The sequence below is a fragment of the Aeromonas sp. sif2433 genome, from assembly GCF_019218705.1.
Classification (GTDB): Bacteria; Pseudomonadota; Gammaproteobacteria; order Enterobacterales; family Aeromonadaceae; genus Aeromonas; species Aeromonas encheleia.
The window spans coordinates 250,660-275,795 of sequence record NZ_JAHUXD010000001.1; the positions used below are offsets into that span (position 1 = coordinate 250,660).

Here is a 25,136-nt window from a genome sequence, read left to right on the forward strand (position 1 = left end):
CATGAATGTGGTAAGCGGCCGGCCCTGGCCGGATGATTCCCGTTCCCAACCCCTGCCCGTGGTCGCCCTCAGGAGGAACTCAGCTGGTAGTTGTGCAGCTTGAGGCCGCCGAAGATGAAGCCGGCCGACAGCAGCTGAAAGGCAACCAATAACCCACTGATATTATCGGATATTTCTTCAGATACCGCCTGATGACTCAGGTAGATCATCAACGCAACCAGGCCCATCAGCAGGCTGTTGATCAGGGTGGTGGAGAGGAAGGCGATGAGCCAGGCCACCTGCACGCTCAGCGACGCCAGCACGGCCCCCATGGCGATCCGCGCGGCGATGAAACAGCCGAAGAATCCAAAGCCCAGCAAGAATATCAATTCGTCGTACCACAGATAGCAGCCGACCCCCAATAACATCACCAATAAATAGGCGGAAACGTAAAAGATCCCGAACGAGACATTTAATTCATTTTTCATGATGGACACCTGCCCGCTGAAAAAAGGATGAGGGGATCCGGGCCCTGTGAACAGAGCCTGGATCCACTTTATTTAACGCTGATTAGCCTTTGGCGGCGCTGCGCAATTTCGCCTTGAGTGCACTGTATTCAGTCTGGACATAATTCTCCGCCTCAGGCTGATTCTCAATACGCTCAATTTTCACCGCGCAGTACTTGTACTCTGGGGTGTAAGAGACCGGGTCCACGTGCTCTATGGTGAGCTCGTTGCAGGCCCCGATCCACCACTGGTAGGTCATGTAGACCACACCGGCGTTGACCCTGTCGTTGTAGTTCGCCCTGGTAATCACCTTGCCGCGCCGGGACGAGATCCAGACCAGCGCCTGATCCTTCACCCCGAGCTTCTGTGCATCGCTCGGGTGGATCTGCACATAGCCAGGCTCATCGGCCAGGGTCTGCAGCGCCGAGCAGTTGCCGGTCATGGAGCGGCAGGAGTAGTGACCCACCTCCCGCACCGTGGAGAGCACCAGCGGGTAATCCGCACAGGGCTGCTCCAGCGGCGGCCGCCACTCGGAGGCGATCAGCTGCCCCTTGCCGCTCGGGGTGGTGAACACATTGCCCTCGAACAGGGTGCTGGTGCCCGGGTGATCCTCGGTCGGACAGGGCCACTGCACACTCTTGAGATCCGCCATCTTGTCGTAGCTGACCCCGGTATAGAGCGGGCAGAGCGCGCGCATCTCGTCCCAGATCTGCTGGGTGTCGCGATACTCCATGGGATACCCCATGGCGCTGGCCATCAGCGAGAAGATCGCCCAGTCCGGCTTCACGTTGTCGGGCGGGGTGACCGCCTTGTAGAAGCGCTGGAAGCCGCGATCCGCCGAGCTGTAGACCCCCTCGTGCTCGCCCCAACTGGTGGCGGGCAGGATGACGTCGGCCATCTCGGCGGTCTGGGTCATGAAGATGTCCTGCACTATCACCAGCTCCATGCCACCCAGGGTACGCCTGAACTGGGCCAGGTCGGCTTCAGTCTGGGCCGGGTCTTCGCCGAAGATGTAGAAGGCCTTGCACTTGCCCTCCTCCACCTTGTGGCTGAGCTCGGTCAAGCGATAACCCGGTTTCTGGGACAGCGATTCCACGCCCCACGCCTTGGCAAAGTTGGCGCTGATGGCGGGATCGGCCACGGACTGATAGCCCGGGAACTGGTGCGGCAGCATCCCCATGTCGCAGGTGCCCTGCACGTTGTTCTGACCGCGCACCGGGCCGCAGCCGGTGCCGCGACGACCGAAGTTGCCGGTCAGCAGGGCCAGCCCCGCCAAGCCTTTCACCACGTCCACCGCCTGACCGTACTGGGTCACGCCCATGCCCCACAGGATCATGGAGGCGGGTGACTCGGCATAGGTGCGAATGGCCGCGCGGATATCCGCCGCCTTGAGGCCGGTGATCTCCTCCACGTATTCCGGGGTGTACTTGGCCACGGTGGCCTTGAAGGTATCGAAACCTTCGGTGTAGTTGGCGACGAACGCCTTGTCATAGAGGTTCTCGGCGATCAGCACGTTGCCGAAGGCATTGACCAGCGCCATGTTGGAGCCGTTTTTCAGCGGCAACCACTGATCGGCGATGCGGGCGGTTTCCACCATGCGCGGATCACAGACGATCACCTTGGCACCCTTGGCTTTCGCCTTGAGGATGTGGCGCGCCACTATGGGATGGGAGTCGGCAGCATTGTAACCAAACACCAGCAGGCACTTGGTCTCTTGAATTTCGGGAATGGCGTTGCTCATGGCGCCGTTACCTACAGTTGTCTCCAGACCGGAGACTGAGGGTGCGTGTCACACCCTCGCGCAGTGATCGACGTTGTTCGTCCCAATCACGGCGCGGGCAAATTTTTGCATCACATAGTTGGCTTCGTTGCCGGGACCGCGGGCGGAGCCTGTGGTCATGATGGCGTCGGCACCGTACTTCGCCTTGATGGCGGAGAGACGACTGCTGGCAAAGCCAATGGCCTCATCCCAGGAGACGGCTTCGAGCTTGCCACCGCGCTCGCGGCGGATCATCGGGTTCTTGAGACGGGGGGTCAGCAGGTTGGTGTCGTTGAGGAAGTCCCAACCGTAGTAACCCTTGAGGCAGAGTTGCCCCTCGTTGGTCCGGCCGTTGGCGCCTTCGGCCCCCACCACCTTGTCGTTTTCAACCAGCAGGTTGATCTTGCAACCGGTGCCGCAATAGGGGCAGACGGTAATGACTTTTTTCATGAGTCGCACTCTTGTTTGTTAACGATAAACGGCGGGATGGCGGCCCAGCGAGCACCATCCTCCGGCTCTGGGCCTATGCCCGCTGACTGGACGGCATGGCCTCGGCGCTGGCCAGCTGTTTTTGCCGGCTCAGGGTCGCCAGACTCTGTGGGGTCACCAGCCGCAGCGCCTGGGTGGGGCACACCTCGACGCAGGCCGGGCCCCCCTCGCGATGGCTGCAGAGATCGCACTTCAAGGCCAGCGCCTTGGTTTGCACTCCCTTGAACAGCGCACCGGCCGCGGGGGACACCTCTTTCACCACCACGTTCATGGCGCCGTAGGGGCAGGCCACCACACAGGATTTGCAGCCGATGCAGCGCGCCTGATAGACCTTGACGTGGCCATCCTCGGTGACGATGGCGTTGTTGGGGCAAGCCTTGGCACAGGGCTTGTCTTCACACTGGCGGCAGAGCACCGGCGTGGTCACCTTGCTGCCCACCACCACCTTCAGGCGGGGCTGAAAATAGCTGTCCTTTGAGACCAGATGTCCATCTTCGATGGCAAGACGCAGACCGCCCTCCCGCTCAACGGTGCCCGCGCAGGACGCTGACTGGTGTGACACGGCGCAGGCCACCTCACAGGTACGACACCCAATACAGAGACTGGGATCGGCAATCACGAAGCTGTTCATAGAGAGGGATCCTAAATGTTTCGTTACACCCTGCCGGCCAGGCTCACAGGGGAGACAGGCCAGCCATCCCACTAGGCATTAATCAGACCAACTCAGGCCAGACGTGGGATAAAGTTCACAAGCATCTGAAAATAAAGGAGTAATCAGGATGGCAGCCCTGCTTTATTAGGAGGGTGACGATGACGACAGGGACCAGACACGGCGATCGACACGACAAAAGTGACGAGCTCGACACAGAGTGACAGCCCCACCAACTCGAGCTTTGACAACCGTTCACAAACACGCGGTTACGATGTGGGGCAGAAAAGGACAAGGCCAGCATTGCGGGAATGCTGACTTTAGTAAAACAGGGTAGAGAGAGGAGAAATGCTAACCCGCGACCACGGGATCATCCGATATATGATGGCTTTCCATAAATTCACGCCACTCCGGCTCTAGCGCAAAATCAGCCTGTTCTTTCAGGCTTAGCGAAACCCAGAAGGGCAGCCAAAGATGATTCCACCAATATTCCACATCCCCCTGTAGTGACCCCAAACTTTGAGGGTCGAGCCAAGGGAATGACTCCGCCGGCTGCGGGGGGATCCAGATGCTGCACTGCATAGCCTCGAGAACATCGAGATCATTGCTCGCAAACGAGACGAGGACTCCAGCAAATGCCGGGTTCAAAAAGAGCATGGCTTTCCTAGCCGCCGTCTCCTGCGAGCTTTTCATCATGACCTGAGTATTCAATTCAGGATCAACCACATAGCCTGCCTGCATGAACACTTGGAACAAGCGCTCCAGATACTCCACCGATACCAGAAAACGTACCTGATAGGCTTCAAATTTTTTATCTGGTGGCAGTGGCGCAGGATATCGATTGAAGATATGAGGCGGTACATCAGAAAAACCAGAGCCCTTGAAAACATCGTCCATACCCAAAGACTTAATAGTTTCTTTCCTTCTGAAGAATCTTTTCAAAACTATCATCAAACCAATGCTCATTTATGTTCCTACTGTCAGGTCATCTCTGGCACGAAAAAAGATGCATTTAATCTATCGACTCGTGATGCCAATGGATACCTTATAAAAAAGAAGCAGACAGACAATCACCAACAGATAAGTAATTTCTTGATCTGGGTCATATTTTAACCTTAACTCACTTTCGATTTTTTAACCCGCATGACTATGATGAACTACTTAACAACCTAAAACTAATGGTTGTAAGACAAAGGGATGTTTATGCTCGCACTCTCTATCGTCAGTCCACATGGTTTAAATGTGGCATCAGGTAATAAGGGCCTTGAAATCCGCTCTTGGCGTCCGGCATCTCTTCCCATTCGAAATCTCTTGATTGTCGAAAACTCAACATTCCTATCTATTGACAATCCCATTGATCTGGATGGCCGGGCGGTTGCAATAGTGGATGTTGAAGAGGTCCATGAATGGCAACCATCTGAAGTGGCAGCAGCCTGTGCAAGTGGCTGGGAACCTGGCTATTGGGCCTGGTGCCTGTCAAATATTCGTCCTCTTTCAGGTGAGCAGGTTATACCCGCCAAGAGAAAGCTATATGACGTAGATTTTGTTCTCTCTGAGCATCAGCAAAAGAATCAGAAAGAACCCCCTTCTAAATCTGAAGTTCATAAGTAGGCCACAGTTGATAAACTATCTTCTATCTCGCTCTGCGGAACTTGAAAGTCAGCTTTTGGAGTTTCTTGCACTCGAACCATTCGATAGGTCTGGCAGAATAATGGCGAGCAGGATCATGTGTAGCATTGCGTTTGAACATGCTGAAAGCGCAAAAATACTCATATCGGCAGGTAACCTGACCTCCGCTACCGGACTTGTTCGCCTGCAATATGAAGCGTTAGTTAGGGCAATCTGGCTTCTTTACGCCGCGTCTGACACTGAGGTTGCAAAGTTAACCCGCGAGTTGACTCACGAAACAGCCAATAGCGCTAATTCGCTCCCTATGCTCAGCAAAATGCTCGAGCAGTTACAAGGAAAAGCCCCACAGGAGCCATTAGATATGCTGCTGGAGTTCAAAGAATATTCCTGGAGGCCCCTAAGTTCATTTATCCATAGTGGGATTCATGCCATTCACCGGCACAGCAAAGGTTATCCACTACCTCTCTTGGAACAGATGATTAGAATATCTAATGGTGTATCGGTCATGGTGGGCATGTTATTAGTCATATTGCATGGTGGTGGTGCCCAACAAGGGAAAATTCCAAGTATTCAACAAGCATTCGCAGACTGTCTGCCGGATACCAAACCGCAGGCATGATGATGTAGGGGGTAATGCTCTTATTGCCCCTATGTTTATTGTTCCAGGTTCTACTAACGCCCTCCGATCATAGTGGCCGTTCCCCTGCATGACGGCCACTTCGTCATAAGTGACTAATGCCACGGTTAGACACCTGTCAGCCCGTTACCACGCTCCATATTTAAATACAGTGAATCACTTTTATTTATACAGCTTAGTTATTTTTGACTCGCACATATCCATCCTACCCCTATTTTCTCCATTCGCGACACGAAAAGGCCACCATGTAGATTCAGTAGCGTAGGATGTAATAACCGCAGCACATTGCGCTGCTCTAAGATATTTGATGAGTGGTGCAATTCACTTCGTTTATTACATCCTTATTTTATACCCCCCCATTTTTCTCTCCGTTTTATAGTGACTGCCGTCGTGGCGGCCCCTTCCCTGCTATTTCTCCACCAAAAGACTAAATAAAGACCCCATTGCCTCCCCACGTCCCACTCTTTGCGACGCGAGCCGGTAATTTATTGGTCAGCATTTTATCGTCTATTTTTCAGCCAGATTGATAGGAAAAACTAGCCAAAATGGATACTCAGAGAAAACAAACGCTTGCTCGCGGCTCAGGGGTTTATGTCAATCACAGAGTAATTAATAATCTCGTTCAAAAGCCCCTTTTGATTATTTATATCAGGGCCTATTCCCACAGACTCTGTGTCATCATGAGCTGAATCGCAGATGAACAGACTGTGCCCCATGATGAACCTATTCCTATCCAGTTGATTCCCTTTCCCATCACCATTCATTGATCCCCTCCCGATCGACTCTCTGTGTTAGCTGATAGCTCGGGGCCCCTGTGCTGGCAAATATGTCCGCATCAAACTGACAAGACAACTTCATGAACTGCAATAACAAACCCGCCCTGTCCGGCGTCACCCTGGCGGCGATCGGCGTGGTCTATGGCGATATCGGCACCAGCCCGCTCTATACCCTGCGCGAGTGCCTGTCGGGCCAATTCGGGTTCGGGGTCGAACCCGCCTCCATCCTGGGCTTTCTCTCGCTGATCTTCTGGCTGCTGATCCTGGTGGTCTCGGTCAAGTACCTCTCCTTCGTGATGCGGGCCGACAATGCCGGTGAAGGGGGCATCCTGACCCTGATGTCGCTGGCGACCCGCAACAGCCCCGAGAGGCTGGCCCCTGTATTGATCATTCTGGGGCTGATCGGTGGCAGCTTCTTCTATGGCGAGGTGGTGATCACCCCGGCCATGTCGGTGATGTCGGCCATCGAGGGGTTGAAGATAGTGGCCCCCTCGCTGGATCCCTACATAGTGCCGCTCTCGGTACTGGTGCTGACCCTGCTGTTTGCCATTCAGAAACATGGCACCGCCACCGTGGGCAAGTTGTTCGCCCCCATCATGCTGACCTGGTTTCTGACCCTGGCGGTGCTGGGCCTGCGCGGCATCAGCCAGAATCCCGAGGTGCTGGGCGCGCTCAACCCCGTCTGGGCCCTGCGCTTCTTTATGACTTACCAGACCACCTCCTTCTTTGCCCTCGGCGCCGTGGTGCTGGCCATCACCGGCGTTGAAGCGCTCTATGCCGACATGGGTCACTTCGGCAAGAACCCGATCCGGCTCGCCTGGTTTGTGGTGGTGCTGCCGTCGCTGGTGCTCAACTACTTCGGCCAGGGCGCGCTGTTGCTCGGCAACCCCGAGGCCATCGCCAACCCCTTCTTCCTGCTCGCCCCCACCTGGGCGCTGCTGCCCCTGCTGTTGCTGGCGACCATGGCGACGGTGATCGCCTCGCAGGCGGTGATCTCCGGGGTCTTCTCCCTCACTCGGCAGGCGGTGCGGCTCGGTTATCTCTCACCCATCCGCATCGTGCACACCTCCGAGCAGGAGTCGGGCCAGATCTATATCCCGGTCATCAACTGGATGCTCTATGTCTCAGTGGTGATCGTCATCATGAGCTTCGAGCACTCCAGCAATCTGGCGGCCGCCTATGGCATCGCCGTGACCGGCACCATGGTGCTCACCTCTATCCTCTTCTGTTCGGTGGCGAAGAACAGCTGGCACTGGAACCCCTATCTGGTGGCCGCCCTGTTCGCCCTGCTGCTGGCCATCGATGTGCCGCTCTTTGTCGCCAACCTCGCCAAGATCTTCTCCGGCGGCTGGCTGCCCCTCACCCTGGGCGCGGTCATGTTCACCCTGATGACCAGCTGGAAGAGCGAGCGCTTTCAGCTTATTCGCCGCCTGAACGAGCACGGCAACTCGCTGGAGCCGATGATCGCCTCGCTGGAAAAATCCCCGCCGACCCGGGTGGCGGGCACCGCCGTCTATATGTCGCGGGTGGTCAATGTGATACCCCATGCGCTGCTCCACAACCTCAAGCACAACAAGGTGCTGCACGAGCGGATCATTCTGCTCACCCTGCGGGTGGAGGACGTGCCCTACGTCCACAACGTACGCCGGGTCTGTATCGAGCAGCTCTCCCCCACCTTCTGGCGGGTGGTGGCCAGCTACGGCTGGCGCGAGACCCCGAACATGGAGGAGATCTTCCATCGCTGCAATGCGGAGGGCCTGAGCTGCCGCATGATGGAGACCTCCTTCTTCATGGCCCACGAGTCGCTGATCATGAAGGAGCGCCCCTGGTACCTCTATCTGCGTGGCCAGCTGTTCATGCTGCTGCAACGCAATGCCCTGCGGGCGCCGGATCAGTTCGAGATCCCGCCCAACCGGGTGATCGAGCTGGGCTCGCAGGTGGATATTTGATGGCATTCTGATGGCATAAAGAACGCCAGCAAGAGAGAGGGAGGCTTTGGCCTCCCTCTTTTTTTGCCGTTAACCGAGATTGCCCACCCCCTCATCCCCAGCCCTTCTCCCGCGAGGGGAGAAGGGAGCGTACCGCTGATATCGCAAGGTTGCTTTCCCTCTGACGGGATGTTCGCGTTCCCGTGCGTCCGATGACGCTGCGCTAATCGAACCTGCTTGCGGTCCCTGGCAAGTACACCTGAGACACAAGAGGGAGGCATAGACCTTCCCTCTCTTTTCCCCGCTAGCCGAGATTGCCCTCCTCATGCTCCTGCACCCTGGTGTGACGAACCCTGTCCGCCCCTTCGTCACAAGTGACGAACGTCACGGTTCGACAGTTGCCCGCCTCTGTGACACACCCCTAGACAAAATTAAAATACACATGAAAACAGCCAGTTAAACTCATTCCCAGCGCCACACACAATCTGGCCCGCATCTTGCCATTCTGCCCCTACTTTCTCCGTTCGCGACACGACAAGGTAGGCTATGAACCGCTTCGTTATCGCTGATCCCAAACTTTGTATCGGTTGTGGCACCTGTATGGCGGCCTGCAGCACGGTTCACAAGGCCAAGGGTTTGCAACAGGCCCCCCGATTAACCGTCATGCGACACGAGCAGGCGACCATGCCGGTTCAGTGCCGTCACTGTGACGACGCCCCCTGCATCAAGGTGTGCCCGGTCGAGGCCATCTGCCAGACCGCGGATGCGGTGCAACTGAACGAGTCGCTCTGCATCGGCTGCAACCTGTGCGCCGTGGCCTGCCCCTTCGGCGCCATCAGCAGCGGCGGCAGCCGTCCGGTGGCCATGGCCACCAGCTATGACAGCTACATCCCCTGCTCGGTGCGCTCCAGCAACCCCTCCACCTCCGCCGGCCTGCGCTGCTTCGGGGAAGACTTGCTGAGCTGGGAGCCCGGCGTGCGCGCCATCGCGGTCAAATGCGATCTCTGCGCGTTTCGCGAAGAGGGCCCGGCCTGCATCGATGCCTGCCCCTCTCAGGCGCTGACCCTGGTGAGCGAGGACGACAGCGCCCACACCGCCCGCGAGCGTCGCCTGCAGGCCGCCCAATCCCATCCGGAAGGCGCCCCCGCATTCAGTGCCACGGCCTCGCCCTCTTCACCGCACTCATTGACAGCCAAGGGAGATCGCTGATGCTGCCCCCTCTTCTACTGGGCACCCTGTTGCTCCTTCTGGCAGGCGCGCTGCTGGGCGCCGCCGCAGGCTGGCTGCTGAACAGCGCCGCCCTCGCCAACCGCCTCAACAGCGGCTTCGCCCTGCTGGGCTCCCTCTGCGGTGTCATGGTCGCCGGACAGACCCTGGCGCGGGGCACCCCCATTGACGGCGCCCTCTGGCTGCTGGGCTCGGTGCACCTCGACATGCTGGCGGCGCTGATGCTCTTGGTGATCACGCTGGTCGGTGTGGCGGTGGCGCTCTACTCCTTTGCCTACATCAAGGAGTACCAGGGCAAGGGGGACGTCAGCATAGGCGTGCTGATGAACCTCTTCCTGTTCGCCATGGTCGCCATGGTGCTGTGCGACAACGCGCTGGGCTTCCTGCTCAGCTACGAGCTGGTGACGCTCACCAGCTACTGGCTGGTCAAGACCAACCCGGACGCCGCCAAGCAGAGCCGCCTCTATCTGGTGATGAACCACATCGGCATGGCGCTGGTGCTGGTCGCCTTCTGGTTGCTCTGCCAGGGCAGCGGCAGTCTGGAATTCAGCGTGCTGCGCGAGCATCACCTCGGCGGCGCCCTGGCCTCGCTGGTGTTCCTGCTCAGCTTCTGCGGCTTCGGCCTGCGCGCCGGCTTCGTGCCGCTGCACGGCTGGTTGCCGGTGGCCGAGCCCGTCGCCCCCTCCCATATCTCGGCGCTGATGTCCGGGGTCATGGTCAAACTGGGTCTGTTTGGCATCTTGCGGGTAGCCATCGATTTTCTCGGCGCCAGCCAGCTCTGGTGGGGCTACATGGTGCTGATCTTCGGTGCCTGCTCGGCGGTGCTCGGGGTGCTGTTTGCGCTCGCCGAGCACGATCTCAAGCGGCTGCTCGCCTACCACACGGTGGAGAACATCGGCATCATCCTGATGGGAATGGGGATCGGCATGATTGGCCTGGCCAATCAGCAACCGACTCTGGTGGTGCTGGGGCTGCTCGGCGCCCTCTATCACCTGCTCAACCACGCCATCTTCAAGAGCCTGCTCTTTATGGGCACAGGATCTGTGATGTTCCGCCTCCACACCCGTGACATGGACAAGATGGGCGGCCTCGCCAAGCTGATGCCCTGGACCGCGCTGGCGTTCCTCATCGGCGCCATGGCCATCTCGGCGCTGCCGCCGCTCAACGGCTTCGTCAGCGAGTGGTTCATCTATCAGGCCCTGCTCTCCATGACAAAACTCGGCACCTCGGTGGTGGCTCCGCTGGCGGTGGTGATGCTGGCGGTGACCGGCGCCATGGCGGTGATGTGCTTCGTCAAGGTCTATGGCATCTGCTTCTGCGGCGCCCCGCGCAGCGAGAAGGCGAGTCAGGCCCGCGAAGTGCCCAGCACCATGGTGGCGGGCACCCTGCTGCTGGCGGCGGTCTGTCTGGTGCTGGGGCTGGGCGCCCCCTGGATTGCCCCCCTGGTCAACGGCTACGGCCAGGCGCTGCTCGCCGAGCAAGTGGCGAGCCAGGTAGCGACCGGTGCCACCCTGCTGCCGCTCGATAGCGCTCAGGCGATCCTCTCCCCGCCGGTGATTGCCCTCACCCTGCTCGGCCTGCTGCTGGTGCCGCTGCTGATCCTGGCGCTGTTCAAAGGGCCCAAGCTGGCTCGTCGTCACGCCGGCACTCCCTGGGCCTGCGGTTACGCCTATGAGGAGCGCATGAGCCTCACCTCCGGCGGTGTCACCCATACCCTGCGCCAGATCTGCGCCCCCCTCTATCGGCAGCGTCCGCGCCTCGATCTCGCCAGCTCGCTGCAAGGGGTGAGCGCGGCGCCGTCCCCCGCTGGCTGGCTGCTCCATGGCCTGGTGCTGGTGCTCTTTATCCTGATGGCTGTTGGAGTTCAATGATGCCCGCTCTCGAAATGCCAAGCTGGGGCATGCTTGCCCTGGCCCTCACCCAGGCCATCGCCATGCTGGCGCTGGCTCCGCTCGCCACCGGCTTCAACCGGGTGCTGCGTGCCAAGATGCACTCGCGCCAGGGGCCCGGCCTGCTGCAGGATTACCGCGATATCGGGAAACTGCTGCGCCGCCAGGAGGTCACCCCCGAGCCTGCCGGCATCATCTTCAACCTGATGCCGGCGGTGCTCATCGCCGCCTTGCTGCTGGTGGCCATGGCGCTGCCGACCCTGACCCATGAATCCCCCTTCCCCATCGCCGGTGATCTCATCACCGACATCTACCTGTTCGCCATCTTCCGCTTCTTCTTCTCCCTGGCGGGGCTCGACAGCGGCAGCATGTTTGCCGGCATAGGTGCCCGCCGCGAGCTGACCCTGGGGATCCTGGTCGAGCCCATCCTGGTGCTGGCCTGCTTCATCATGGCGATGATGGTGGGCAGCTCGGATCTCGGCAACATCAGCACCTATGTGGCCACCCAGCCGCTGGCCGCCCCGGTCGCCACCCTGCTGGCGGGCGCCGCCTGTGCCTTCGCGGTCTTCGTCGAGATGGGCAAGCTGCCCTTTGACTGCGCGGAAGCCGAGCAGGAGCTGCAAGAGGGGCCGCTCACCGAGTATTCCGGCGCCGGCCTGGCCCTGCTCAAGCTCGGCCTTGGCCTCAAGCAGCTGGTGGTGGTGCAACTCTTCCTGGTGATTTTCCTCCCCTTCGGCAAGGCGGCGGACTGGAGCCTGCCCGCGCTGGCGGTGGCGGCGCTGATCCTCGCCTGCAAGCTGCTGGTGGCCTTCGCACTGGCGGGCCTCATCGAAAACGCCATGGCCCGCACCCAGTTCGTGCGCACCCACAAGCTGACACGCTATGGCCTGGGGCTGGCCCTGCTGGCCCTGCTCGCCTATCTGGTCGGGATCTGAGCCATGCCCGCCACAGCCGCTTTTTCCGATTTCATATTTTCCGATTTTAAAGTGAGAACTGCATGACCATCGCCATCATGGATCGCATCGGTTGCGACTACATCCAGCAGCTGCGACAGCAACTGCCCCACGCCATCATCGACGAGCAGTGGCAGACCGTCGACCAGGCCACCCTGACCGTCAAGCCCACGGATCTGGTGGCCCTCACCAGCCTGCTGTTCCACAAGCTGGGCGGCTGGCTGTCGGTCTCCTTCGCCAACGACGAGCGCAGCCTGAACGGCCACTTCGCCGTCTACCACGTCTTCTCCATGGAGGGGGAGACCAAGAGCTGGATCACCGTCAAGGTACTGGTCAACGCCATAGAGCAGGAGTACCCCTCCATCACCCCCACCATCCCGGCGGCGGTGTGGGGCGAGCGGGAGATCCGCGACATGTACGGCCTGCGCGCCGTGGGCCTGCCGGACGAGCGCCGGCTGGTGCTGCCCGATGACTGGCCCGAAGACATCCATCCGCTGCGAAAAGACGCCATGGATTACCGCCAGCGCCCCATGCCCACCACCGACACCGAGACCTACCCCTTCGTAAACGAGCTGGGCAACGAGGCCAACCGCATAGTGCCGGTGGGCCCGCTGCACATCACCTCGGACGAGCCGGGTCACTTCCGGCTGTTCGTGGACGGCGAGGACATCATCGACGCCGACTACCGGCTGTTCTATGTCCATCGTGGCATGGAGAAGCTGGCGGAAACCCGCATGGGCTACAACGAGGTGGCCTTCCTCACCGATCGGGTGTGCGGCATCTGCGGCTTCACCCACAGCGTCGCCTACACCACCTCGGTGGAGAACGCCATGGGCATCCAGGTGCCGGAGCGGGCCAAGATGATCCGCGCCGTGCTGCTGGAGGTGGAGCGGCTGCACAGCCACATCCTCAACATCGGCCTGTCGAGCCACTTCACCGGCTTCGACACCGGCTTCATGCAGTTCTTCCGGGTGCGGGAGAAATCCATGACCCTGGCCGAGCTGCTGACCGGGGCGCGCAAGACCTATGGCCTCAACCTCATCGGCGGGGTGCGCCGCGACATCTTCAAGGAGGATCGCATCAAGGGCACCCAGCTGGTGCGCGAACTGCGCGACGAGCTCAAGCCCCTGGTGGCCATGCTGCTCGACACCGCCAACATCTCCTCCCGTCTGGTGGGGATCGGCCGCCTCGATCCACAAGTGGCCCGCGACTTCAGCTGCGTCGGCCCCATGGTGCGGGCCAGCGGCTTCAAGCGCGACGTGCGCCGGGTGCACGACTTCGCCGCCTACCGCGAGCTGCCGATGGAGATCCAGACGCTGGCGGGCTGCGACGTACAGTCCCGGGTGCTGGTGCGGATCCACGAGCTCTACGACTCCCTCGACATGATCGAATTCGGCCTGCAGCACCTGCCGGAAGGGCCGCTGCTCACCGAGGGCTTCACCTACCAGCCGGGCAAGTTTGCGCTGGGCTTCACCGAGGCGCCCCGTGGCGAGAACGTGCACTGGAGCATGACCGGGGACAACCAGAAGCTGTTCCGCTGGCGCTGCCGCGCCGCCACCTACGCCAACTGGCCCGCCCTGCGCTACATGCTGCGGGGCAACACGGTGGCGGATGCCCCCCTCATCATCGGCAGCCTGGATCCCTGCTACTCCTGCACCGATCGGGTCACCCTGGTCGATCCCAAGAAGGGCAAATCCACCGTGGTCTCCTACAAGGAGATCGAGCGCTACGGTATCGATCGCAAAAACTCTCCGCTCAAGTAAGGGGTCATCATGATCAAGCTGTTCAAGACCATACTCCGGGCCGGCACGCCGACCGCCAAGTACCCCTTCGCCCCCTATGAGGTGAACCGGGATTTTCGCGGCAAGCCCGAATACCAGGCCGACAAGTGCATCGCCTGCGCCGCCTGCACCAAAGCCTGCCCGGCCAATGCGCTGATCATGGAGACCGATCTGGAGACCGGCGAGCGGCGCTGGGAGCTCTCCATCGCTCGCTGCATCTTCTGCGGCCGCTGTGAGGAGGTGTGCCCGACCCGCGCCATCGCCCTCTCCCCCAACTTCGAGCTGGCGGTGACCAACAAGGCCGATCTCTATGAGGAGGCCCGCTTCCCGCTGGCCCCCTGCTCCCTGTGCGGCACCTACTTTGCCCCGGCCCGGCTGGTGGCACTGGTGGAAGACACCCTGGCGCAGGCGGCCCAGCCGCTGGCCCACCCACAGCGGTTGCACCACTGCCCCGACTGCAAACGCAAACAGAGCATGCTGAGCCAGCCCGCATCAGGCGCCGCCACGCTCACCCAACAGGAGTCGATGTGATGAGCAAGATCAAAGGCATAGAAGCAGTTGTCGGCGATGCCCATACTCGCGCCGTGCCGCTGGCACAGGATCCGGAAATCACCCGTCTCAAGCAGACCCTGCTCAAGGACATTCGCCGCTCGGCCTATGTCTATCGGGTGGACTGCGGCGGCTGCAACGCCTGCGAGATCGAGATCTTCGCCACCATCACCCCGCTGTTCGATGCCGAGCGGTTCGGCATCAAGGTGGTTGCCTCCCCCCGTCACGCCGACATCCTGCTGTTCACCGGCGCCGTGACCAGGGCCATGCGGGTGCCGGCCCTGCGCGCCTACGAGGCGGCCCCGGATCCCAAGATCTGCATCGCCTACGGCGCCTGCGGCTGTGACGGCGGCATCTTCCACGATCTCTACTGCGTCTGGGGCGGCACCGACAAGATAGTGCCGGTGGATGTTTACATCCCCGGTTGCCCGCCCACCCCGGCCGCCACCATCTACGGCTTCGCAGTGGCGCTCGGCCTGCTGGAGCAGAAACTCAAGGCCACCAGCCACGAGGTGCAGGCGGGCGAGAGGGTGGAGCTGCGCCACACCGGCATCCCGAGCGAGATCCGGGTGATGATAGAGCGCGAGGCGCGCCGCATGGCGGGCTACCGCCAGGGCCGCATCATCGCCGACGAGTTCATGGCGCTGCTGGAGGGGGCCACCCAGCAGGACGTGGATCTGCGCATCCAGGGCTACCTTGCCCAGCATGACGACCCGCGCCTCTCCGAGATCGTCAACAACCTGGCCAACGCCTGCCTCAACCGGGTGGCGGGGAAAGCAGAGGTCGCCCATGGCTGACCAGGTGTTCTTCTATCGCCTCTCCCGCAAGTTTGTGGACGAGCAGTTCGACGTGCCCGAGGAGGCGAAGGAGGTGATGTACTACAGCCTCGCCATCGGCCACCACCTCGGCATCGTCGATTGCCTCTGCGCCGATCTGGTCTGCCCCTTTGCCGGCTACCGGGACTGGGTGGCCAAGCTGCCCGCCGGCAGCGAGGCGCGCCGCAAGATGGAGGGCTTCCTCACCTTCGGCGAGATCACCGTCTATCGGGAGCATTGCCACATGCTGGCCTGCGCCTTCGACCGGCTGCGCCAGGCCGAAGGCGCCTTGAACAAGCAGGAGCGGGAGTGGACCGACACTTTCATGAACCAGCTCACCGCCCTGCATAACGATCCTCATATGTACCTGATGGTAAGGAGCCGCTGATGGGCTGCAATCTCGTGTTGACCGTGGGCAATGCCATGATGGGCGACGATGGCGCCGGCCCCTATCTGGCCGAAAAGCTGCAGGCCGCCCCCCTGCCCGGCTGGGTCCATATCGACGGCGGCATAGCGCCGGAGAACAGGGTGCACCAGGTACGGGAGCTGAAACCGGATCGGGTGCTGCTGGTGGATGCCGCCGAGCTCGGCGAGAAGGCGGGCACCCTCAAGGTGATCCCCCCCGACACCATAGCCGACATGTTCATCTTCTCGACCCACAACATGCCGCTGAACTTTCTCATCGACGAGCTCAAGCGCTTCGTGCCCGAGGTGATCTTCGTCGGGGTGCAACCCGCCATCGTCGCCTTCTCCTTCCCCATGACCGGGATGGTGAGCGGCGCCATGGATTACCTCCATCAACATCTGGATACCGCCAAGGATACCAAGTTGTTAATCCGCCAGCTCGCCCAGTGGAATAAGGTCAACGACGCGGCACTATAATTTACCGAGTTGTTAAAAACGGCCAGTCAAGAATTTAATCGGCGCCCGATGTTAAAATAAAAACATCGGGCTAATCGCCCTGTTTTTGATATAAAACAACTCTCCTTCAAATAATATAAATGCCGTTTTTATATGGCAAAAAAAGCGTTGTCAGCCAGGAGGCCTTGCCCCAAAATGGCGGCCACTGCGGAAGTTGATGGGGTCTGGTGGCCTCCTCGGTCTTCAAAACCGATGTGAGCCGAGAAGGCTCGGGCAGGTTCGATTCCTGCCTCTTCCGCCACTTTCCTATATTGGATGCATCGACTAGATACCGCTTGCCAATATTATTCCGGGATGGCTTCCTCGGTCGTAAATTAATTTGTCAGAACCGTTTCAGCATTAACACTCTGTGCAAGTTGTCCGCCCGCAAATAACCGCCAACCCCGTCAATCTATCGGCAAACCGGTGTGCATCCGTCACCCACGCACTGCCCTGGTAACCCCCATGCCGAACCAGTCACAGCCTCAAGCGTCAACCATCGACCAGCCAAGCCATCGCCTGCCACAGGTCGAACAGCTGCTGCAGCAAGCCTTCCTCGCCCCCCATATCGCCCGGCTGAGCCGGCCGCTGGTGACCCAGCTGGTGCGCGACACCTTGAGCGAGCTGCGCCAGAGCGAAGGCTTTCGCCAGCATGGGGTGGCGCTCGCCCGGCTTGAAGGGCTGATCGACAACCGCTGCCGGCAGTGGGTGCGCCAGCGCCAGACCCGGCTGATCAACGCCACCGGCACGCTCGTTCATACCAATTTGGGGCGCTCGCCGCTCTGCGCCGAATTGTGGGACGAGGTGCGCGAGCTCAACACCGGTTACAACAACCTGGAGCTGGATCTCGCCACCGGCAAGCGCGGCGGGCGCAAGGGGCTGATCGCCCCCCTGCTCGCCTGCCTGACCCAGGCCGAAGACTCCCTGGTGGTGAACAACAACGCGGCCTCGCTGTTTCTGTTGCTGCAGGAGATAGCCAAGGGGCGCGAGGTGATCGTCTCCCGGGGCGAGCAGATCCAGATAGGCGGCGGCTTTCGCATCCCGGACATTCTGGCGCTGTCCGGCGCCAAACTGGTGGAGGTGGGCACCACCAACATCACCACGGCCCGGGACTACCTCGATGCCATCACCGATCAGACCGCGCTGGTGCTGATGGTGCACAGATCCAACTTCGCCATTCGCGGCTTCACCGAGTCCCCCGACATCGGCGAAGTGGCCCGCGCCCTGCCGGATCACATAGTGCTGGCGGTGGATCAGGGCTCAGGCCTCACCACCGAGGAGTTCGCGCCGGACGAGACCTCGGTGCGCCAGTACCTCAAGGCGGGGGCGGATCTGGTCTGCTACTCCGGCGACAAGCTGCTGGGGGGGCCCCAGTGCGGCATCATCGGCGGCCGTGCGGATCTCATCAAGCGGCTGGAGAAGCACCCCATGATGCGCACCTTCCGCCCGAGCCGCATCGTCTACTCCCTGCTCGAGCGCCTGCTGATCCACAAGCTCAACAAGTCCCCCACTGGGGCCGGCATCGCCCAGCGCACCCTGAGCTCCCCCGCCGCCATGCAGGCCAGGGCCGACCAGTTGCTGGCCGCCCTGCCCGGTTGCTTTATACAGGTTCCCGCCCAGCTGGTGGTCGGCGGCGGCACCCTGCCGGACGAGTTCTACCCCGCCCCGGCGCTCGAGTGCCGCGACCCGCGCCCGGCCCAGCAGTTGCTCGATGCGCTGCGGGAGCTGCCGGTGCCGGTGATCGCCACGGTGCGCCAGCAGAGGGTGCTGCTCAACATGGCCAGCCTGCTGGCGGACGACATGCCGCTGCTGATCGCCCAGCTGAGCGAGCTACTCATGCCAGCCGCACAGGAGCCCTGATCCCATGACCTCCTACCGCGCCGTCATCGGTCTCGCCGGCCACGTGGATCACGGCAAGACCCTGCTGATCAAGGCCCTCACCGGCATCACCACGGCCCGCGCCCACGAGCAGGCCATCGGCATGACCCAGGATCTCGGCTTCGCCCACTTCGACGACGGCCAGGGCAACACCATAGGGGTGATCGACGTGCCCGGTCACGAGCGCTATGTCCGCAACATGGTGGCGGGGCTCTGGAGCCTGGATCTGGTGCTCTTGGTCATCGCCGCCGACGAGGGCTGGATGCCGATGACCGGCGATCACCTGCGCCTGCTCAAGGCCATGGGGGTGCCGCGCCTGCTGGTCTGCATCAACAAGTGCGATCTGGTGAGCCCCGACGAGCTTGAACTGCTGGAGGAGACGCTGCTGGAGCGGGTGATGGACGAGAGCGCCATGGTGCCCGACATCGTCTGCGTCAGCGCCAAGAGCGGCGACAACATCGACGGCCTGCACGCCGCCATCGTGGGCCAGCTTGCCGATGTACAAGAATCGCAAACTGCCCGCGAACAGGGCGCGCCGCGCCGCTCTCGTGAAGAGGCGTCACCGCGCCTCTATGTGGACAGGGTCTTCACCGCCAGCGGCACCGGCACTGTGCTCACCGGCACCCTGCAGCAGGGCAGCCTCAAGGTGGGGGACAAGCTGCGCCTCTACCCCGCCGATCGGGAGGTGCAGGTGCGCTCCCTGCAGGCCTATCACCAGAGCGTCGACGAGATAGGCGCCGTCTGCCGGGTGGCGGTGGGGCTGAAAAAGGTGCCCCACAAGGAGGTGGCCCGCGGCCACTGCCTCGGCAGCGCGGCCGGGGACTGTCAGGCGGCGACCCACCTGATAGTGCGCCTGGAGGCCGATGGCCAATCCAGCAAAGAACTGCGCACCTCTCTGCGCAACAAGGAGGTCGAGGTGGCGCTGGGGAGCTGGCATGGCCGGGCCCAGCTGATCTATATCCGCGACGCTGACACAGAGGATGCCGATCACCCTGGGCTCGCCCGCCTCGTCTTCACCAGTCCCCTGCCCTGCTTCTTCGGCCAGCCGCTCGCCATCATCCGCCACGGCAGCAGCGAGCTGCTGCACGGCGCCCGCATCCTCTGGTGCGGCGACATCTCCCCCGCCAGGCGCAAGGCGCTGCACGCCCTGCTGCGGGCGTTGCCGGAGGATCTCGCGGGCCACAACCCCGCCACCCTGCAGCTGGGGCTCAATGGCTATGCCCCCGCCGACCGCTTTGACGTGCCTCCCGCCGGGGCTGTGCAGCAGGGCGACTGGATGATGAGCCAGTCCTGGCTGGCGCAGACTCGCGAGGCCATGCTGGCCGCCCTGCAGGCCGAGCCATTGAGCGGCGTCGAGCTCGCCGGCAGGCTGCGCATCAACCCCGAGGCTACCCAACAACTGTTGCTGGCGCTCAAGGCCGAGCAACGGATCCGGCTGCACCACGACAAGTGGCAACCCGGCGGTGGCGAGTCGGAAGACGATCTCGGGGAAGAGGCACTGTTGGTGCTCAAACTGGTGCGAGATCAAGGCAAGGAGGGCTACCAGCCCGGTAAACTGGGCCCCGGCGGTGTGGAGATAGACCCGGTGCGTCATCTCACCCTGCCGGCCGGTTTACGGCAAAAGGGGGCGCTGCAAAAGCAGTTGCGCAATCTGGCAAGGCTCACCTACCTGATACAGCTGGAAGGTCCCATCTACTACGATGCCGAACTCTATCACCACATGGTACGGGCCGTGCTGGCAGGCCAGCGGGTCGGGGATCTGATCGACATGGGCTCGCTCAAGGAGATCACCGGCCTGTCGCGCAAATACGCCATCCCCTTCTGCCTGCGCATGGAGATGGACGGCTGGGTGCGACGGGAAGACAACGATCGCCGGGTGCTGCGCCTGCCCGATGGCAATCCCCTGGCTGACGAGACGCCGGCATGACGGCGCCCACTACCCCGATGACCCTGCCGCCAGAGGCGAGCGCCCCGCTGCGCCTCGAGTTTCAGATCAACGGCATAGTGCAGGGGGTCGGCTTTCGCCCCTTCGTCTATGGCCTGGCCCTGCGCCATCGCCTCACCGGCTATGTGCTCAACGACGCCAGCGGCGTCACCATAGGGGCGCAAGGCTCTTCCGAACAGCTCGCCGCCTTTGGCCGCGACCTGCGGGCGCTGGCACCGCCGCTCAGCCGCATCGACAGCTTCGACCAGCGGGCGCTGCCGCCGACGAGCGACCCCGATTTCGATGGCCAGTTTCATATCAGGGCCAGCCAGCAGCAGAGCGCGGCCACGGTCGCCATCTCGCCGGATCAGGGGATGTGCGAGGCCTGCGCCCGGGACATTGCCAATCCGGCGGATCGCCACCATTGCTACCCCTTCACCAACTGCACCCACTGCGGCCCGCGCTACAGCATCATTCGCCGCCTCCCCTACGACAGACCCCACACCGCCATGGCCAGCTTCGCCATGTGCCCGCGCTGCGCCAGTGCCTATGAGGATCCCCTGGACAGGCGCTACCACGCCCAGCCGGTGAGCTGCCCCCAGTGCGGGCCGCATCTGACCTGGCGCACTGGCAAGGGTGATGCCCTGGTCGAGCGCGAGGATGCCCTGAAAATGGCCGCCCAGGCCCTGCAAGCGGGAGCCCTGGTCGCGGTCAAGGGGATGGGGGGCTACCACCTGATGTGTGATGCCCGCAATGAACTGACCGTGGCCCGGCTGCGCCAGCTCAAGCGCCGCGCGCGCAAGCCGCTGGCGGTGATGATGGGATCCCTCGAAGAGGCGCGCTTGCACGTGACCGGCAGCGAGGCCGAGTGGGCGCTGCTCTGCTCCCAGCCAAGACCCATCACCCTGCTGCGCAAGCGGGAGCCTGACCAGCAGTCATCCGACACAATACCGCTGGCCGACGCCATCGCCCCCGGCATCCCCTACCTGGGGGTCATGCTGCCCTACACCCCGCTGCACCAGCTGCTGCTGGAGACCTGCGCCATGCCGCTGGTGGCCACCAGCGCCAATGGCCGCGGCAGCCCGATCCTCATCGAGTGCGAGGCGGTGATAGCTGAGCTCGGGAGCCAGATCGACGGCATCCTGGATCACGATCGCCCCATACTGCACCCCTGCGACGACAGCCTGGTGCAGTGGGCCGGCGGCAGGCGCCAGACTCTGCGCCTCGCCCGGGGTTATGCCCCCTGCACCCCCAGCCTGAAAGCGCCGGTCAGCACCCCAGTGCTGGCGGTCGGGGCGCAGCAGAAGAACCAGCTGGCGCTCGCCTTCGGCCGCCAGCGCATCTACAGCCCCCATATCGGCGATCTGCACAGCCTGCCGATGCAGGCCCACTTCGAGCAGACCCTGGCCACCTTCCGCGAGCTCTACGATCTCAACCCAACCCTGCTGGTGTCGGACCGCCACCCGGGTTATCTGAGCCACCAGTGGGCCAAGGACTATTGCGCGGAGCAGGGTGCGACCCATCTCGAGGTGCAGCACCACCACGCCCACCTGCTAGGGGTGATGGCCGAGCATGACCACAGCGGGCCCGTGCTCGGCTTCGCCTTCGATGGCACTGGCCTCGGCGACGACGGCACCCTCTGGGGGGGCGAGCTGCTGATCGCCGACGTGCAGGGGTTTGAGCGAGTGGCGCACCTGCGGCCATTTCGGCTGATCGGTGGCGAAGCCGCCATCCGCGAGCCGGTACGCCAGCTGCTGGGGCTGCTGTTTGAATCCGCGACCCCGGGCGAGATCGGCGAGCTGAATATTGCGGTGATCGACCAGCTGCCCGCCGATCGGATCAATAACCTGCACCAGCTGTGGCGCCTCGGCCGCAACGCCCCCCATACCAGCTCCATGGGCCGGCTGTTCGATGGGGTCGCCGCCCTGCTCGGCCTGATCGATACCCCCGACTACGAGGGCGAGGCGGGGCTGCTGCTGGAGGCGGCGGCGCTGCGACTCGCGCCCGGTGCCGCGCCCTGGCCGCTGCAATTCGGGATCACCGACCAAGAAGACGGCCCCCTGCTGATCGAGTGGGCGCCGCTGCTGGCCGAGCTGCTGCAACGGCGCGCCAGCGTCGAGGCCGCCAGGCTGGCCGCCGGCTTTATCCGCGCCATCGGCGAGCTCATCCTCACCCTGAGCCAGCGCTTCCCCGCCCACCCTGTGGCGCTGGGGGGCGGCGTCTTCCAGAATCGCGTGCTGATGGACCAGCTCCTCCCCCGCCTCGCCGAGGCCGGGCGCGAGGTCTTGATAAGCCAGACCCTGCCCCTCAACGACGGCGGCATCGCCGCGGGCCAGCTCTGGTTTGCCATCCACCATGTTGCGAAGGAGAGGGCCAAGCCCCTCTCCCCCGCCATTTAGGAGTCTCCCATGTGCCTTTCCATTCCCTCTCAGGTGGTGCAGCTGCACCCCGAAGATAACTGCGTCACCGTCGACACCCTGGGGGTGCAGCGCCGGGTCAGCTGTATGCTGCTCGAGGATCCCCTGGCCCTGGGGGACTATGTGCTGCTCCACATCGGTTTCGTGATGAGCAAGATTGACGAGGAGGAGGCCCAGGCCAGCCTGGAGAGCTTCCGCCAGATGGTGGCGCTGATGCCCAAGCAGGACATACTGCCATGCTGACGCTCAATGACCTGTTTCAGGGCTTTCGCCAGCCCGAGGTGATCCGCGCCCTCGCCGCCCAGATCCACGCTCTGGCCAAGGATATGCCCGAACCCCTGCGGGTGATGGAGGTGTGCGGCGGCCATACCCACACCATCATGAAATACGGCCTGCCCCAGCTGCTGCCGGACAGCATCGAATTCGTCCACGGCCCCGGCTGCCCGGTCTGCGTGATGCCCAAGGAGCGCATCGATCAGGCCATCGAGCTGGCCGGTCAGCCCGATGTCATCCTGGTCACCCTGGGGGACATGATCCGGGTGCCGAGCTCCAAGGGATCCTTGGCCCAGCAGCGGGCCAGGGGCAGCGACATCCGCCCGGTCTACGACCCGCTCGATGCCCTGCGCATCGCCACCGAGAACCCGGACAAGACGGTGGTTTTCTTCGCCATCGGCTTCGAGACCTCCACCCCCATGACGGCCGCGCTGCTGGCGGCGGCTGACGCAGCGGGGGTGAATAACCTGCTGTTTCATATCAACCATGTGCTGGTGCCCCCCGCCATTCACGCCGTGATGGCCGATGGGGTCGCCAAGGTGAACGCCTTCATCGGCCCCTCCCACGTCAGCGTCATCACCGGCGCCGACATCTATCTGCCGATCGTCGAGCGCTATCGGGTGCCGGTGGTGGTGAGCGGCTTCGAGCCGGTGGACGTGATGGAGGCGCTGCTGATGATGGTGCGCCAGAAGGTGGAGGGACGCTGCGCGCTGGAGGTGCAGTACAGCCGCGCCGTCACCGCCAGCGGCAACCAGGCCGCCCAGCGGCTGGTGGCCCATTATTTCGAGACCCGCGAGCACTTTCGCTGGCGCGGCCTCGGCGACATCAACGCCTCCGCCCTGCGCCTGCGGGACGCCTTCGCCGCCCGCGATGCGGAGCGCCACTTCCAGCTCAGCCAGACCCCCATCGACGATCACAAGGCGTGTCAGTGCGCCGACATATTGCGCGGGCTGGCCAAGCCGAACCAGTGCAAGGTCTTCGGCCGGGGCTGCACCCCGACCCAGCCCATGGGCAGCTGCATGGTCAGCTCAGAGGGGGCCTGCAACGCCTACTACCGCTATATGGGGATCCAATGAGCATGAGAGAAATTCAACTTAGCCACTGTGGTCGGGTGATGGGTCGAGATGAACCCGTCTGCTTCTATCACGGTCTGGAGACCCCATCCCGATGAGAGAGATTCAACTTAGCCACGGTGGCGGCGGTGTCGAGATGAACCAGCTGATCAACCAGCTCTTCTTCCGCCACTTCGGCAACGAGATCCTGCTGCGCGGTGAAGACGCGGCCCTGCTGCCGGTGCAAGGCCCCGTCGCCTTCACCACCGACAGCTTCACCGTCTCCCCGCTCTTCTTCGAGGGGGGCGACATCGGCAAGCTGGCCATCGCCGGCACCGTCAACGATCTCGCCATGATGGGGGCCAGGCCCGAGTACCTGAGCTGCAGCTTCATCATCGAGGAGGGCTTCCCCTACGCCGATCTCGCCCGCATCGTCGAGTCCATGGCCTCCGAACTGACCAAGAGCGGCGCCCGCATCGTCTGCGGCGACACCAAGGTGGTGCCGAGGGGGACGGCGGACAAGCTGTTCATCAACACCAGCGGGGTCGGCACCTTCCCCCTGCCCGAACAGAGCCGGGGGATCTCGGTGCGCAACCTCAAGCCCGATGACGCCATCCTGGTGTCGCGGGATATCGGCAGCCACGGCGCCTGCATCCTGATGGCCCGCGACGCCCTGCAGCTGGGCTCCGCGCTCAAGAGCGACTGCACCACCCTCTGGCCCCAGGTCGAGGCACTGCTGCAAGCGGGGCTCACCCCCCACGCCCTGCGCGATGCCACCCGGGGCGGGCTCGCCGCCGTGCTCAACGAATGGAGCACCGCCTCCGGGGTCGCCATCGAGCTGGAAGAGTCCGCCATTCCGGTGTGCGATCCGGTGCGCGGCCTGTGCGAGCTGTACGGCTTCGAGCCTCATGATCTCGCCAACGAAGGCACCATGGTGCTGGCCCTGCCAGCCGAGCAGGCGGACGCCGCGCTGGCGCTGCTGCGCGCCTTCAACCCCTCCGCCAGCCGGATCGGGGTGGTGAAAGAGAGCACCCAGCACAAGGTGATCCTCAACAACCCCTGGGGCAGCCGCCGTTATCTCGAACTGCCACAGGGCGAGCTGCTCCCCCGCATCTGCTAAGCACCC

At 62.5% G+C, this 25,136-nt stretch carries 21 protein-coding genes and 1 tRNA gene; 18 read left to right on the forward strand and 4 right to left on the reverse strand.

The genetic code is table 11. The features are described from left to right. Window positions 1-68: 68 nt before the first annotated feature. The 4 genes from KW825_RS01055 to KW825_RS01070 all read right to left on the reverse strand — a co-directional run bounded on the left by KW825_RS01055 (window position 69) and on the right by KW825_RS01070 (window position 4,348). Window positions 69-467, reverse strand: a complete 399-nt coding sequence (locus KW825_RS01055) for a hypothetical protein (RefSeq protein ID WP_218327923.1) — start codon at window positions 465-467, stop codon at window positions 69-71. Between the two features lie 82 nt (window positions 468-549). Further along, window positions 550-2,694: a formate dehydrogenase subunit alpha gene (gene fdhF, locus KW825_RS01060; RefSeq protein WP_218327924.1), complete on the reverse strand. Its 2,145-nt coding sequence runs from the start codon at window positions 2,692-2,694 to the stop codon at window positions 550-552. A gap of 73 nt (window positions 2,695-2,767) precedes the next feature. Then, window positions 2,768-3,364: a 4Fe-4S dicluster domain-containing protein gene (locus KW825_RS01065; RefSeq protein ID WP_218327925.1), complete on the reverse strand. Its 597-nt coding sequence runs from the start codon at window positions 3,362-3,364 to the stop codon at window positions 2,768-2,770. A 369-nt stretch (window positions 3,365-3,733) separates the two neighbouring features. Continuing rightward, entirely contained in the window at window positions 3,734-4,348 is a 615-nt protein-coding gene (locus KW825_RS01070; protein ID WP_218327926.1) for a hypothetical protein, read from the reverse strand. 231 nt (window positions 4,349-4,579) lie between these two features. Here KW825_RS01070 and KW825_RS01075 point away from each other — a divergent pair, with 231 nt between their 5' ends. The 18 genes from KW825_RS01075 to hypE all read left to right on the forward strand — a co-directional run bounded on the left by KW825_RS01075 (window position 4,580) and on the right by hypE (window position 25,130). After that, on the forward strand, window positions 4,580-4,993 hold the full coding sequence (locus KW825_RS01075; protein WP_256353710.1) for an ASCH domain-containing protein: 414 nt from the start codon (window positions 4,580-4,582) through the stop codon (window positions 4,991-4,993). A gap of 115 nt (window positions 4,994-5,108) precedes the next feature. After that, window positions 5,109-5,630: a hypothetical protein gene (locus tag KW825_RS01080; protein WP_256353711.1), complete on the forward strand. Its 522-nt coding sequence runs from the start codon at window positions 5,109-5,111 to the stop codon at window positions 5,628-5,630. 874 nt (window positions 5,631-6,504) lie between these two features. After that, window positions 6,505-8,373, forward strand: a complete 1,869-nt coding sequence (kup, locus tag KW825_RS01085) for a low affinity potassium transporter Kup (protein ID WP_218327928.1) — start codon at window positions 6,505-6,507, stop codon at window positions 8,371-8,373. A 525-nt stretch (window positions 8,374-8,898) separates the two neighbouring features. Then, on the forward strand, window positions 8,899-9,561 hold the full coding sequence (locus KW825_RS01090; RefSeq protein WP_218327929.1) for a 4Fe-4S dicluster domain-containing protein: 663 nt from the start codon (window positions 8,899-8,901) through the stop codon (window positions 9,559-9,561). After that, window positions 9,561-11,450: a hydrogenase 4 subunit B gene (gene hyfB / locus KW825_RS01095; protein ID WP_218327930.1), complete on the forward strand. Its 1,890-nt coding sequence runs from the start codon at window positions 9,561-9,563 to the stop codon at window positions 11,448-11,450. The genes KW825_RS01090 and hyfB overlap by 1 nt, the downstream gene beginning before the upstream one ends. Next, window positions 11,450-12,403 carry a respiratory chain complex I subunit 1 family protein gene (locus tag KW825_RS01100; protein WP_033130243.1) on the forward strand — a complete coding sequence of 318 codons (954 nt, stop codon included), beginning with the start codon at window positions 11,450-11,452 and terminating at the stop codon, window positions 12,401-12,403. Before hyfB ends, KW825_RS01100 begins: the two co-directional genes overlap by 1 nt. A gap of 62 nt (window positions 12,404-12,465) precedes the next feature. Continuing rightward, a complete protein-coding gene (locus KW825_RS01105; protein WP_033130242.1) occupies window positions 12,466-14,184 on the forward strand; it encodes an NADH-quinone oxidoreductase subunit C in 1,719 nt (572 codons plus the stop codon). A gap of 9 nt (window positions 14,185-14,193) precedes the next feature. After that, a complete protein-coding gene (locus KW825_RS01110) occupies window positions 14,194-14,733 on the forward strand; it encodes a formate hydrogenlyase complex iron-sulfur subunit (protein WP_218327931.1) in 540 nt (179 codons plus the stop codon). Beyond that, window positions 14,733-15,548 (forward strand): NADH-quinone oxidoreductase subunit B family protein, encoded by an 816-nt coding sequence (locus tag KW825_RS01115; protein ID WP_033130241.1) that lies wholly within the window; start codon window positions 14,733-14,735, stop codon window positions 15,546-15,548. Before KW825_RS01110 ends, KW825_RS01115 begins: the two co-directional genes overlap by 1 nt. Further along, window positions 15,541-15,954, forward strand: coding sequence for a formate hydrogenlyase maturation HycH family protein (locus tag KW825_RS01120; protein WP_218327932.1), 414 nt, complete (start codon window positions 15,541-15,543; stop codon window positions 15,952-15,954). Before KW825_RS01115 ends, KW825_RS01120 begins: the two co-directional genes overlap by 8 nt. Beyond that, window positions 15,954-16,448: a hydrogenase maturation peptidase HycI gene (gene hycI, locus KW825_RS01125; RefSeq protein WP_218327933.1), complete on the forward strand. Its 495-nt coding sequence runs from the start codon at window positions 15,954-15,956 to the stop codon at window positions 16,446-16,448. Before KW825_RS01120 ends, hycI begins: the two co-directional genes overlap by 1 nt. A 188-nt stretch (window positions 16,449-16,636) precedes the next feature. Continuing rightward, window positions 16,637-16,728, forward strand: a tRNA-Sec gene (locus KW825_RS01130). A 203-nt stretch (window positions 16,729-16,931) separates the two neighbouring features. Beyond that, window positions 16,932-18,326 (forward strand): L-seryl-tRNA(Sec) selenium transferase, encoded by a 1,395-nt coding sequence (selA, locus tag KW825_RS01135; protein WP_218327934.1) that lies wholly within the window; start codon window positions 16,932-16,934, stop codon window positions 18,324-18,326. Window positions 18,327-18,330: 4 nt separating this feature from the next. Continuing rightward, window positions 18,331-20,271: a SelB C-terminal domain-containing protein gene (locus KW825_RS01140; RefSeq protein ID WP_218327935.1), complete on the forward strand. Its 1,941-nt coding sequence runs from the start codon at window positions 18,331-18,333 to the stop codon at window positions 20,269-20,271. Next, window positions 20,268-22,667: a carbamoyltransferase HypF gene (hypF, locus tag KW825_RS01145; protein ID WP_218327936.1), complete on the forward strand. Its 2,400-nt coding sequence runs from the start codon at window positions 20,268-20,270 to the stop codon at window positions 22,665-22,667. The genes KW825_RS01140 and hypF overlap by 4 nt, the downstream gene beginning before the upstream one ends. Before the next feature lie 9 nt (window positions 22,668-22,676). Continuing rightward, window positions 22,677-22,928, forward strand: coding sequence for a HypC/HybG/HupF family hydrogenase formation chaperone (locus tag KW825_RS01150; protein ID WP_033130236.1), 252 nt, complete (start codon window positions 22,677-22,679; stop codon window positions 22,926-22,928). Continuing rightward, window positions 22,922-24,034, forward strand: a complete 1,113-nt coding sequence (gene hypD, locus KW825_RS01155; RefSeq protein WP_218327937.1) for a hydrogenase formation protein HypD — start codon at window positions 22,922-22,924, stop codon at window positions 24,032-24,034. Before KW825_RS01150 ends, hypD begins: the two co-directional genes overlap by 7 nt. A gap of 91 nt (window positions 24,035-24,125) precedes the next feature. Next, window positions 24,126-25,130, forward strand: a complete 1,005-nt coding sequence (gene hypE / locus KW825_RS01160; protein WP_218327938.1) for a hydrogenase expression/formation protein HypE — start codon at window positions 24,126-24,128, stop codon at window positions 25,128-25,130. Window positions 25,131-25,136: the final 6 nt, after the last annotated feature.

What these genes read in the sequence shown, in the direction of transcription:
- hycI (WP_218327933.1), top strand. Translation starts at nt 15,954, where the DNA reads ATGGGCTGCAATCTCGTGTTGACCGTGGGCAATGCCATGATGGGCGAC.
- KW825_RS01105 (WP_033130242.1), top strand. Translation starts at nt 12,466, where the DNA reads ATGACCATCGCCATCATGGATCGCATCGGTTGCGACTACATCCAGCAG.
- kup (WP_218327928.1), top strand. Translation starts at nt 6,505, where the DNA reads ATGAACTGCAATAACAAACCCGCCCTGTCCGGCGTCACCCTGGCGGCG.
- KW825_RS01140 (WP_218327935.1), top strand. Translation starts at nt 18,331, where the DNA reads ATGACCTCCTACCGCGCCGTCATCGGTCTCGCCGGCCACGTGGATCAC.
- selA (WP_218327934.1), top strand. Translation starts at nt 16,932, where the DNA reads ATGCCGAACCAGTCACAGCCTCAAGCGTCAACCATCGACCAGCCAAGC.
- KW825_RS01070 (WP_218327926.1), bottom strand. Translation starts at nt 4,348, where the DNA reads ATGAGCATTGGTTTGATGATAGTTTTGAAAAGATTCTTCAGAAGGAAA.
- KW825_RS01150 (WP_033130236.1), top strand. Translation starts at nt 22,677, where the DNA reads ATGTGCCTTTCCATTCCCTCTCAGGTGGTGCAGCTGCACCCCGAAGAT.
- KW825_RS01115 (WP_033130241.1), top strand. Translation starts at nt 14,733, where the DNA reads ATGAGCAAGATCAAAGGCATAGAAGCAGTTGTCGGCGATGCCCATACT.
- KW825_RS01110 (WP_218327931.1), top strand. Translation starts at nt 14,194, where the DNA reads ATGATCAAGCTGTTCAAGACCATACTCCGGGCCGGCACGCCGACCGCC.
- KW825_RS01080 (WP_256353711.1), top strand. Translation starts at nt 5,109, where the DNA reads ATGTGTAGCATTGCGTTTGAACATGCTGAAAGCGCAAAAATACTCATA.
- KW825_RS01065 (WP_218327925.1), bottom strand. Translation starts at nt 3,364, where the DNA reads ATGAACAGCTTCGTGATTGCCGATCCCAGTCTCTGTATTGGGTGTCGT.
- hypD (WP_218327937.1), top strand. Translation starts at nt 22,922, where the DNA reads ATGCTGACGCTCAATGACCTGTTTCAGGGCTTTCGCCAGCCCGAGGTG.
- hyfB (WP_218327930.1), top strand. Translation starts at nt 9,561, where the DNA reads ATGCTGCCCCCTCTTCTACTGGGCACCCTGTTGCTCCTTCTGGCAGGC.
- KW825_RS01100 (WP_033130243.1), top strand. Translation starts at nt 11,450, where the DNA reads ATGCCCGCTCTCGAAATGCCAAGCTGGGGCATGCTTGCCCTGGCCCTC.
- hypE (WP_218327938.1), top strand. Translation starts at nt 24,126, where the DNA reads ATGAGAGAGATTCAACTTAGCCACGGTGGCGGCGGTGTCGAGATGAAC.
- hypF (WP_218327936.1), top strand. Translation starts at nt 20,268, where the DNA reads ATGACGGCGCCCACTACCCCGATGACCCTGCCGCCAGAGGCGAGCGCC.
- KW825_RS01075 (WP_256353710.1), top strand. Translation starts at nt 4,580, where the DNA reads ATGTTTATGCTCGCACTCTCTATCGTCAGTCCACATGGTTTAAATGTG.
- KW825_RS01055 (WP_218327923.1), bottom strand. Translation starts at nt 467, where the DNA reads ATGAAAAATGAATTAAATGTCTCGTTCGGGATCTTTTACGTTTCCGCC.
- KW825_RS01090 (WP_218327929.1), top strand. Translation starts at nt 8,899, where the DNA reads ATGAACCGCTTCGTTATCGCTGATCCCAAACTTTGTATCGGTTGTGGC.
- KW825_RS01120 (WP_218327932.1), top strand. Translation starts at nt 15,541, where the DNA reads ATGGCTGACCAGGTGTTCTTCTATCGCCTCTCCCGCAAGTTTGTGGAC.